Origin of the sequence: Arthrobacter sp. CAL618 (genome assembly GCF_000468215.1) — a bacterium.
Classification (GTDB): domain Bacteria; phylum Actinomycetota; class Actinomycetes; order Actinomycetales; family Micrococcaceae; genus Arthrobacter_D.
The window spans coordinates 2,652-13,269 of the sequence record NZ_ASZW01000268.1; the positions used below are offsets into that span (position 1 = coordinate 2,652).

Genomic DNA, 10,618 nt, shown 5'->3' on the forward strand with positions numbered 1-10,618 from the left:
CCGCCAGTCCTCTTCGCGGCCGTTCAGCGGTGCGAAGTCGGCCAGTTTGTAGGACTTGAGCCGCTCACCGCGGGATGCCTCGGGGATGACCGGGGCGTCGCCGTGGCTGTGCTTTTTCGCGCCATGCTGGTCGGTGCCCTCGTTGAAGGGGGAAAGGTTTTCCCCTTCTTCGGTGAAACCGTCGATGGCAATTTTCTCTTCGGACGCCGGAGCGTCTAATTGGGTAGCTTCAGCCATTATCAGCCTACTGCCCCTTCCATCTGGAGTTCGATCAGGCGGTTCAGTTCGAGGGCGTACTCCATGGGGAGTTCACGGGCGATGGGTTCGATGAACCCGCGCACGATCATGGCCATGGCCTCGTCCTCGGGCATGCCGCGGGACATCAGGTAGAACAGCTGTTCCTCGCTGACGCGCGACACGGTTGCCTCGTGGCCCATGGTGACGTCGTCCTCGCGGATGTCCACGTACGGGTAGGTGTCGGACCGGGAGATCGTGTCCACCAGCAGGGCGTCACAGCGCACAGTGTTCGCCGAATGCGTGGCACCCTCGCGGACCTGGACCAGCCCGCGGTAGGCGGCCCGTCCACCGCCCCTGGCAACCGACTTGGAGATGATCGATGACTTGGTGTTCGGTGCGATGTGCACCATCTTCGAACCGGTGTCCTGGTGCTGACCCTCACCGGCGAAAGCAATGGACAGGGTCTCGCCCTTGGCGTGCTCCCCTACCAGGTAGACGGCCGGGTACTTCATGGTGACCTTCGAGCCGATGTTGCCGTCAACCCACTCCATGGTGGCGCCCTCGTGGGCGATAGCCCGCTTGGTGACCAGGTTGTACACGTTGTTCGACCAGTTCTGGATGGTGGTGTAGCGGACGCGGGCGTCCTTCTTCACCACGATCTCGACGACAGCCGAGTGCAGGGAGTCCGACGTGTAGATCGGGGCGGTGCAACCTTCGATGTAGTGCACGTAGGAGCCCTCGTCGGCGATGATGAGGGTCCGCTCGAACTGGCCCATGTTCTCCGTGTTGATCCGGAAGTAGGCCTGCAGTGGGATCTCAACGTGAACGCCGGGTGGCACGTAGACGAAGGAGCCGCCGGACCAGACGGCCGTGTTCAGCGATGCGAACTTGTTGTCGCCCACCGGGATGATCGAGCCGAAGTATTCCTCGAAGAACTCGGGGTGTTCCTTCAGCGCGGTGTCGGTGTCCATGAAGATGACACCCTGGCGTTCGAGCTCCTCGTTGATCTGGTGGTAGACCACCTCGGACTCGTACTGGGCCGCCACGCCTGAGACCAGACGGTTACGCTCTGCCTCGGGGATACCGAGCTTCTCGTAGGTGTTCTTGATGTCTTCGGGGAGTTCTTCCCAGCTGCCAGCCTGCTTCTCGGTGGAGCGCACGAAGTATTTGATGTTGTCGAAGTCGATGCCCGACAGGTCGGCGCCCCAGGCGGGCATGGGCTTCCGGTCGAAGTACTTGAGGCCTTTCAGGCGCAGGTCAAGCATCCATTGGGGCTCGTCCTTCTTGGCCGAGATGTCGCGGACAACCTCTTCGCTGAGTCCGCGCTTGGCGTTGGCGCCGGCGTCGTTCTTATCCGACCAGCCGAAAGCATAGTTACCGATGCCTTCGAGCTCCGGATTGCGCTCCAGGATGTCACTGATTACTGCTTCCGGAACGGCTGGCTCAGCCATTGTCTTCTGGTCTACTTGATCCGTCATCACGGCCTTTCATGCTGATGGTTGGATACGGTCGGTTCTAGCCCGGGGATGTCAGTCCCGGCGGGGGCCGGTGTTACCCGGCCCACAGGTATGTGGGTGGTGCAGACGTGGCCGCCGCGCGCCAGCGTGGACAGCCGGCGTACGTCGACGCCGAGCAGCCGGGAGAATACTTCGGTCTCCTGGTCACAGAATGAGGGAAAATCGGCGGCGAGCTCCTGCACCGGGCAGTGACCCTGGCAGAGCTGGACCGCCAGCATGGCAGCGTTCGGGGCGTTCCGCCCGACAACCGTGGTGGACCCCACGAATCCGTCCGTGGTCAGTGCTCCGGCCAGCGCACGGGCGCGGTCTTCGAGGTCGGGGCCGGCGGCTTCCACCAGGGGGCGGTACCGGGTTTCCATCTCGGCGAAGCGGGTCCGGGCGAACTCGTCGACGGCGTCGGGACCGGCGACCAGTTGGAGCTGGGTCAGAGCCGCCTTGGCGATGGACAGGTAGTCGGTGCCCAGCTCGGTCTGCCCTCGCTGGCTCAGCACGTACCGGCGGGCCGGCCGGCCCGCTCCCGAGGAGGGGTTGCCGACCAGTTTCACTTCGATGAGCTGTTTGCGGGACAGGGCATCAAGGTGGCGTCGGACGGCCGCCGGGGTGAACCCCAGGCGTTCACCGAGTTCAGCCGCGCTGACCGGGCCGTGTTCGAGGACCGCGGCGAGCACCTTGCTGCGGGTCCGGTCCTCGACCTCACTGGGCCTGGAACCGGTGGGCCTGGAACCGTTGGGGCGGGAGCTGTTGGGCCGGGAGTCATTTGGCTGGGAGCCATTTGGGCGCGCCTCAGCCGGGAAGGTGCTGGCTGGGGATGAATTGCTCATGTCGCCTCCTCCGGAATCCGCGGCACAGATTTATGCCCACAGAATAGACAACACAATCATGTCCTAATCTGTTCCCCACTGCCAGTAAGGCGAGGCTATCCGAAGGGCGGTTCCGCACGGGAAGGCACAGCTACTACATGCCGTAGAATAATTGAGTGCCAAACCCCTCTCCCGCGCTGGAAGTTGAAGCGCTCGTCAAGGACTTTGGACCCGTTTCCGCGCTCGACGGCAAGATGGTCAGGGTGCTCGACGGCGTCCACCTTCGAGCCTACCCCGGGCAGGTCACGGCGCTCCTCGGCGCGAATGGTGCCGGCAAGACCACCACCCTCGAATGCGCGCAGGGTTTGCAGCGCCCCAACGGTGGGACGGTCAGGCTACTCGGTGAGAACCCGTTCAACGCCGGAGCGGCGCTTCGCAGCAGAGTCGGAGTGATGCTGCAGGAAGGTGGGCTCCCGCCGTCGGCCCGGCCGCTGGCCCTGCTCAACCATGTGGCGGCCATGTACGGCGCACCCCGCCCGGTGGCCGAGCTTGCCGACCGGTTGGGCATCAACTCCTACGCCACCACGGGCATCCGACGGCTCTCCGGCGGCCAGAAACAGCGGCTCGCCCTCGCCTGCGCGCTGATCGGCAACCCCGAGGTGCTCTTCCTGGACGAGCCCAGCGCAGGACTGGATCCGCAGTCACGCACCATCGTGTTCGACCTGATCCGTGAACTCCGCGCTGAGGGGCTGGCCATCATCCTCACCACCCACCTGCTCGACGACGCCCAGAAGCTCGCCGATTATGTCTACATTCTCGACACGGGCCGCACCGTCACCCACGGCACCGTCGCTGACCTGACCGCCGACGACGCCGGCGACACGTACCGGGATCTCCGCTTCCAGGCCGCCCCAGGCCTCGGCCTCCCGGCCGGCGCGTTTCCGGCGCTCAGCTTTAGGGAAACCGATCCCGGCCGCTATTCGGTGGCTGGCTGTTTCACCCCCGCCGACCTGGCAGGACTTGCACGGTGGTGGGAAGAGGCCGGCGTCCTGCCCCTGTCCATCAGCATGCAACCCCGGTCCCTCGAAGACGTGTTCCTCGACATCTCCGGACGGGAAATCCGATGAGCACTGCCGCTCCGCTGGCTAAACGCATCCTCCTGCAGGGCCGCTACGAGGCGCTGTCCATGCTCCGCAACGGGGAACAACTGGTCCTGGCCATTGCGTTGCCCCTGCTCGGTCTGGTGGTCCTGGTCCTGACGCCGTTCCTTGACGGGATGGCGGACAGCCGAATCGACGCAGCGACCCCGGGCATCATTGCGCTCTGTGCCATGTCCACTGCCTTCACCGGGCAGGGCATCGCTACCGGCTTCGACCGCCGCTACGGCGTGCTGCGGTTCCTGTCCACTACTCCCCTGGGTAAACCAGGGCTGATCCTGGGGAAGGTGCTCGGCGTCGTCGTTGTCCTGGCAGTCCAGCTGGTGGTCATCGGTACCGTTGCGGTCCTGCTGGGATGGCGCCCGGATGCTGCGGGGATGCTGCCTGGGCTGGTGCAACTGATCGTCGGCGCTGCGGCATTCACAGCCCTGGGCCTCCTGGTGGCTGGAACCCTCCGGCCGGAGGCGACGCTTGCCGTGACCAACCTGGTGTGGATCCTGCTGGCCGTGGCCGGCGGTATTGTGCTCCCCGGGACGCTGCTGCCCGATGCCATGCGGCCGTTCGTTGACATCCTGCCGTCCTCGGCGCTGGGCGACGGACTACGGTCGGCGCTCATCGACGGGGCCTTCAACCTTCCTGCGTTCCTTATCCTCGCGGCGTGGGCCTTCCTGTCCAGCCTCGCCGCCATCCGCTGGTTCAAATGGAGTTAGCACACATGACACACCCTGCACCCACCGGCTGGAGCCGTCTCACAGCGAAACTCCCCCGCACCAACTCGCGGTCCGTTCGCGGTCTGGCCCTCGCCTCGCTGATCTCCCAGATCATGATCGTGGTGACCGGCGGTGCCGTGCGGCTCACGGCCTCAGGATTGGGCTGCCCTGAGTGGCCCAGGTGCACCGCCACGTCAATCGTCAATACACCGGAGATGGGCATCCACGGGGTGATCGAGTTCGGCAACCGGCTGCTGACCTTCGTGTTGACAGCCATTGCGATCGCCATGGTGGTATCCCTCTGGAATCTGCGCAAGGAACGCAAGGACCTGTTCCGGCTCGCCATCGCGCTGGCCGCAGGCATCCCCGCGCAGGCTATCCTCGGCGGCATCACGGTGCTGACCCAGCTCAACCCCTGGGTGGTCGGCTGGCATTTCATCGTCTCGATGGTTCTGATTGTCCTTGCCACGGTGCTGGTCAACCGGGCACGGATCACCACCGCGCAGGCGGCAACGTCGGCCGCGCCGCTGGGATCACGGCTGCTGCGTCAGATCCTGACCGCTGCGGCAGTGCTGACAGCCATCACGGTCTTCCTCGGAGTGATCGTCACCGGATCCGGCCCGCACGCCGGTGACGCTGGCGCCGCCCGGAACAACCTCGACCCCGACCTCATGACCCGGATCCACGCGGCGCCGGTCTATCTGCTGGTACTCACGGTCGCCGTCGCGCTGGTGCTGGTGTACCGCGAGTCGGCAGCGTCACGACTCAGGACATCGGTGGTGATCCTCGCCGCGGTGGTTCTTGCCCAGGGCGCCCTCGGCTACCTGCAGCACTTCCTGCACCTGCCCGTCGTGCTGGTGGCCCTGCATATGCTCGGAGCATCAGTGCTGACGGCGGCCATGGCCAACAGCGTCTATTTGGCGGCAAGCCGCCAGGAGCGGGCCACACTGGAATCCGACGACCACGGTGTCGCCTCGGAGCCCGCGGGCTTCAGAGACGACCGGTAACCTCAAGCGCGTCGATCAGGCGTGCCAGGTCGCGCTGCTCACTACCCGGCACGGGTAATACCGGCAGCCGCGGGTCCCCGGCGTCGATGCCACACGCTTTCGCCAGTGAATGAAGCCCGCTCAGCTTCCGCAGCCGCAGGACGGCCTGCACCACCGGCAGCAGAAGCTTCCGCGACTCAGCAATCCGGGCACCATCCCCACTGACTACCGCCGCCCGAAACTCGGTGTAGGCGCGGGGAAGCAGCGCCGCGGGACCGGTATGCCAGGCGTCCGCTGCGATATCGCCCGAGGCGATCAGCAGGTCCCCGCTCAGCCCATGGCTGAACGGCTGGCTGGTCAGTGACCGCAACCGGTCGTAGCGCTGCCGGAAGGACACCACGTCGGTGGCAGTGTCCTTGAACGCCTGCACATTGGGGAGGTCAAGGAGTTCGGCGACCAGTTCCAGGTCGTAGTGGAACTGGGTGGTGCCGGGGTTGTTGTAAAGGCAGATCGGCAAGGACGTGACCTCGCAGACGGCAGCGGTCTGGGTCGCCACCTCATCGTTGTTCAACGGCACATAAGACACCGGTGAGAGCACCACACCTGAGGCTCCGGCGCGCTCGGCGTCCCGGGCGGCGTCGAGCACTTCCCTCGTCCCCACCGAGCTGATCCCCACCACGACGGGAACGCCGGACTCCTGGGCGGCGTCGACGGCGGTCGAGGCGACCTGCGATCGTTCAGCGGCGCTGAGGTAGGCGAAACTACCCGAGGAGCCCAGCACCGCTATGGCATCCACCCCCGAGGACGCGAGGGAGGACACCAGCGACGCCAGCTCGGGGAAGTTGATGTCACCGTTCCCGTGAAAGGGAGTGACTGGATACGCGATTAGACCGTTGAACACCATGTGCTCATGCTAGTCGTACCCACTGGTTAGAAGACCGGGCCGCCGATGAACGGATCGATGGCCAGCGCGAGGAACACTACGGTGAGGTAGCTGATCGAGCCGTGGAACACCTTCATGGAACCCTTGTCAGTGACCGTGCCGCGCACCGCAGAGGTGTGGAGCTTGTGGGTTTCCGACAGGAACCAGATACCGGCGGCGAGGGCCGCGACGGTGAATACCCAGCCCGCCCCGCCCACGGGGATGAGCAGCAGTGAGCAGGCGACCGTCGCGTAGGCGTAGAGGACCACCTGGACGGACACAACGCGGGCACCGGCGATCGCGCCCAGCATCGGCACCTTGGCCGCGTTGTAATCGTCGCTGTACTTCATGGAGAGCGGCCAGTAGTGCGGCGGCGTCCACAGGAAAATGATGAGGAAGAGGACCACGGCTGGCCACTCAATGGTGTTCGTGACAGCGGCCCAGGCAATCAGTACCGGCATGCAGCCAGCGGCTCCGCCCCAGACAATGTTCTGCGGCGTGCGGCGTTTCAGAATCAGCGAGTAGACGACCACGTAGAAGAAGATGGCTGCCACGCCGAGACCAGCGGTCAAGGGGTTGGCGCCGAACCACAGCAGGGCAATAGCGGCAACGCCGAGCACCCAGGAAAAGATCAGGGCTTCGCGGGGGGAAACCTCACCGGTGACCAGCGGCCGCTTCTCGGTGCGGTGCATCACCTTGTCGATGTCGCGGTCAATGTAACAGTTGAACGAACCGGCGCTGCCGGCGGCCAGTGCGCCACCGACCATGGTCGAAATCATCAGCCAGACACCGGGTAGTCCGCCCTGGGCGAAGATCATGGTTGGCAGTGTGGTGACCAGCAGCAGCTCGATCACGCGAGGCTTGGTCAGAGCGAGATAGGCCTTGGCCTTGCGTTTGAAACCCGTACTGGTGCCCGTTGTGCTGGCAAGGCCCGGATCCTGCTCGGTCTTCACGAGGTAACACTGCCGTTTCTGCTGGGGGGAAAGTCCTCTCTCATCATACCGTCCCCTCCCTCCCAGATTTTACAGACTGTAGAAGTAACCTCGCCGGATGCGCCCCAGAGACTCGTCACGTCACGATGTGAACCACAAATTTGAAAACCGGCCCAAGACGATAGGGTTGACCCTAATGCCCAGCCCGTTTCCGCCGGTAAAATGGTGGCCGCGGGGCGTGGGTAGCCAGAATGCAGGTTTTTACAACGGTGAACGGCCAGTTGTTCCGGTGCGCAAAGACGGCGATCGCCAGTCCCACAGGGCGCCGCGGCGCTGGCCGTGGAGCACAGAGAGGGGCTGAGGTTTCGTGCCGCAGCTTGATACGCAAGAACTGACCTGGACCGAACTGGACACGCGTGCGGTGGATGCCGTCCGGGTGTTGGCAGCAGACGCTGTGGAGAAGGTGGGAAACGGCCACCCCGGCACGGCTATGAGCCTGGCACCCGCGGCCTACCTGCTGTTCCAGAAACTAATCCGGCATGACCCCTCCCAGCCTGAGTGGACCGGCCGCGACCGGTTTGTGTTGTCGCCGGGCCACACCTCCCTGACCCTTTACATTCAGCTCTTCCTCTCCGGGTACGGACTGGAACTCGAGGACCTCCAGTCCCTGCGGACCTGGGGCTCGAAAACCCCCGGCCACCCGGAATACCGCCACACCGCCGGCGTCGAAATCACCACCGGACCGCTGGGTCAGGGCCTTGCCTCGGCAGTCGGGTTCGCCTTCGCCCAGCGCCGGATGCGCGGCATGATGGATCCCGATACCGCCGCCGGCGAGAGCCCATTCGACCACACCATCTGGGTGATCGCGTCCGACGGCGACCTCCAGGAGGGTGTCACGGCTGAAGCCTCGTCGCTGGCCGGACACCAGGAGCTCGGCAATCTGGTGGTCCTCTACGACGAGAACCACATCTCCATCGAAGACGACACCGACATCGCGTTCACTGAGGACGTACTCGGGCGCTACGAGGCCTACGGCTGGCATGTCCAGCGCGTTGACTGGACCAAGACCGGCAACTACGTCGAAGACGTCCAGGAACTGTACAACGCCCTGACAGCGGCACGGGACGAGACGTCCAGGCCCTCGATCGTGTCACTGCGGACCATCATTGGCTGGCCGGCACCGACGAAGCAGAACACCGGCAAGATCCACGGTTCGGCCCTCGGCGCAGACGAGGTGGCAGCCCTCAAGGAGACCCTCGGCCTCGATCCGGCCAAGCACTTCGACGTTGCCCCCGAGGTGTTGGACCACGCCCGGCAGGTCAGCGACCGCGGGCAGGCGCTGCGCTCCGAATGGGACAAATCATTTGGCGCCTGGCAGCAGGCCAACCCCGAGAACGCCAAGCTCCTCGACCGGATCGCCTCCCGGACCCTCCCGGCCAACTGGGATGACGCCCTGCCCGAATTTGAGGCGGGCAAGGACATGTCCACGCGGGCCGCATCCGGCAAAGTGCTCTCAGCCATTGGCCCGGTGCTCCCGGAACTGTGGGGTGGCTCGGCCGACCTCGCAGAATCGAACAATACGACGATCGAGGGGTCGCCGTCGTTCATCCCCGAGGGCAAGCAGACCGACACCTGGCAGGGCAACCCGTACGGCCGGGTGCTGCACTTCGGCATCCGCGAGCATGCGGCAGCCGCGATCGTCAACGGCATCGTGATGCACAGCAGCACCCGGGCGTTCTCCGGCACCTTCCTGATCTTCAGCGACTACCAGCGTCCGGCCGTCCGGTTGGGCGCACTCATGGGGGTCCCGTCCATCTATGTCTGGACCCACGACTCCATCGGTCTGGGCGAAGACGGTCCCACCCACCAGCCGGTGGAGCAATTGGCCGCCCTGCGCGCAATTCCAGGGCTCGACGTCGTCCGCCCGGGTGATGCCAACGAGGTGGCTGTCGCCTGGCGCACCATCCTCGAGAACACCGAGAACCCGGCGGGGATCGTCCTGACCCGGCAGAACATTCCCACCTATGCACGCGGCACCGGTGCAGCTGACGGCGACACCTTCGGCTCAGCCGAAGGCGCAGCCAAGGGTGCCTACGTCCTCGCCGAAGCGACCGGCGGCACTCCCGATGTCATCCTGATCGGCACCGGCTCGGAGGTTCAGCTGGCTGTTGAGGCACGCGAAACACTGCAGGCGGAGGGCATCGCTGCCCGCGTCGTTTCGATGCCGAGCCTTGAATGGTTCAACCGCCAGGACGAGGCCTACCGTGAATCGGTGCTTCCCGGCACCGTCAAGGCGCGGGTTTCCGTGGAGGCCGGGGTGGCCCTCGGCTGGCGCGAACTCATTGGCGATGCCGGCAGGTCAGTGTCCCTGGAACACTTCGGTGCATCCGCTGATTACAAGCGGCTGTTCAACGAATTCGGCATCACCGCCGACGCCGTCGTCCAGGCAGCCCGCGACTCCATCGCTGTTGCAGGCGACCACCGGGCACCCAACGGCACGCCGGCGTGGTCCGGCCCCGCATCATCCGAAACCGGCGACCAGCAGTAACAGCCGACAATTCAAGGAGATCCACCATGACTTCAACACCCACATCAGACCTTTCCGCGGCCGGCGTATCGATCTGGCTCGATGACCTTTCACGGGAGCGCATCAACTCGGGCGCCTTCAAGCACCTGATCGAGGAACGCAACGTGGTTGGCGTCACCACCAACCCCAGCATCTTCGCCGCGGCACTGCAGCAGGGCGAGTCCTACGCGACCCAGGTCGAGGCGTTGGCTGCAGCCAACATCCCCGTCAATGACGCTGTCTTCGACATCACCACCCACGACGTCGCCCAGGCCTGCGACATTTTCGGCGCAGCAGCCAAGAGCACCGGCGGCGTCGACGGTCGCGTGTCCATCGAGGTTGACCCCCGGTTGTCCCGGGATACCGAGGGCACCATCGCCGAGGCCAAGCGCCTCCACGCCAAGGTGCAGCGATCAAATGTCCTGATCAAGATCCCCGCCACCGTCGAGGGGCTCGAAGCAATTGCGTGCACCCTCGCCGCAGGGATCAGCGTCAACGTCACCCTGATCTTCTCCCTGGAGCGCTACCGGGCTGTGATCAACGCCTTCATGCTCGGCATCGAGCAGGCGAAGGAAAACGGGTTTGACCTCTCGACCATCCACTCGGTCGCATCCTTCTTCGTGTCCCGCGTGGACAGCGAGATCGACAAGCGTCTGGACGGCATCGGGACCGACGAAGCCGCAGCGTTGAAAGGCAAGGCAGGGTTGGCGAACGCCCGGCTCGCCTACCAGGTGTACGAGGAGCTGTTCGAGACGGAGCGGTGGGAAGTTCTCGCTGCCGCCGGAGCCCGG

Annotated in this window: 9 protein-coding genes and 1 pseudogene; 5 read left to right on the forward strand and 5 right to left on the reverse strand. The window is 65.0% G+C overall.

The features are described 5' to 3' along the window. From K728_RS23380 to K728_RS0116350, 3 genes and pseudogenes are all read right to left on the reverse strand, one after another. Positions 1-237, reverse strand: a pseudogene (locus K728_RS23380) (Fe-S cluster assembly protein SufD); the annotation flags it as partial. A gap of 2 nt (positions 238-239) precedes the next feature. Beyond that, on the reverse strand, positions 240-1,715 hold the full coding sequence (gene sufB, locus K728_RS0116345; RefSeq protein WP_019483808.1) for a Fe-S cluster assembly protein SufB: 1,476 nt from the start codon (positions 1,713-1,715) through the stop codon (positions 240-242). Beyond that, positions 1,715-2,575, reverse strand: a complete 861-nt coding sequence (locus K728_RS0116350; protein WP_024477359.1) for a helix-turn-helix transcriptional regulator — start codon at positions 2,573-2,575, stop codon at positions 1,715-1,717. The genes sufB and K728_RS0116350 overlap by 1 nt, the downstream gene beginning before the upstream one ends. A 155-nt stretch (positions 2,576-2,730) precedes the next feature. On the opposite strand from K728_RS0116350, the gene K728_RS0116355 reads away from it, so the two are divergent. Genes K728_RS0116355 through K728_RS0116365 form a run of 3 tightly spaced genes read left to right on the forward strand, consistent with a single transcriptional unit; the run spans position 2,731 to position 5,428 of the window. Beyond that, positions 2,731-3,681 carry an ABC transporter ATP-binding protein gene (locus K728_RS0116355; RefSeq protein ID WP_019483806.1) on the forward strand — a complete coding sequence of 317 codons (951 nt, stop codon included), beginning with the start codon at positions 2,731-2,733 and terminating at the stop codon, positions 3,679-3,681. Beyond that, positions 3,678-4,421: an ABC transporter permease gene (locus K728_RS0116360; RefSeq protein ID WP_024477360.1), complete on the forward strand. Its 744-nt coding sequence runs from the start codon at positions 3,678-3,680 to the stop codon at positions 4,419-4,421. The genes K728_RS0116355 and K728_RS0116360 overlap by 4 nt, the downstream gene beginning before the upstream one ends. A gap of 5 nt (positions 4,422-4,426) precedes the next feature. Continuing rightward, a complete protein-coding gene (locus K728_RS0116365; protein WP_019483804.1) occupies positions 4,427-5,428 on the forward strand; it encodes a COX15/CtaA family protein in 1,002 nt (333 codons plus the stop codon). Here K728_RS0116365 and K728_RS0116370 read toward each other — a convergent pair. Together K728_RS0116370 and K728_RS0116375 are read right to left on the reverse strand one after the other, a co-directional pair. Continuing rightward, positions 5,412-6,311 (reverse strand): dihydrodipicolinate synthase family protein, encoded by a 900-nt coding sequence (locus K728_RS0116370; RefSeq protein WP_024477361.1) that lies wholly within the window; start codon positions 6,309-6,311, stop codon positions 5,412-5,414. The genes K728_RS0116365 and K728_RS0116370 overlap by 17 nt on opposite strands. Before the next feature lie 26 nt (positions 6,312-6,337). Further along, positions 6,338-7,282, reverse strand: a complete 945-nt coding sequence (locus K728_RS0116375) for a heme o synthase (protein WP_019483802.1) — start codon at positions 7,280-7,282, stop codon at positions 6,338-6,340. A 346-nt stretch (positions 7,283-7,628) separates the two neighbouring features. On the opposite strand from K728_RS0116375, the gene tkt reads away from it, so the two are divergent. Then, a complete protein-coding gene (gene tkt, locus K728_RS0116380; RefSeq protein ID WP_024477362.1) occupies positions 7,629-9,809 on the forward strand; it encodes a transketolase in 2,181 nt (726 codons plus the stop codon). A gap of 26 nt (positions 9,810-9,835) precedes the next feature. Continuing rightward, positions 9,836-10,618, forward strand: a 783-nt coding sequence (tal, locus tag K728_RS0116385) for a transaldolase (protein WP_024477363.1), incomplete at its 3' end; no start/stop codon positions are given.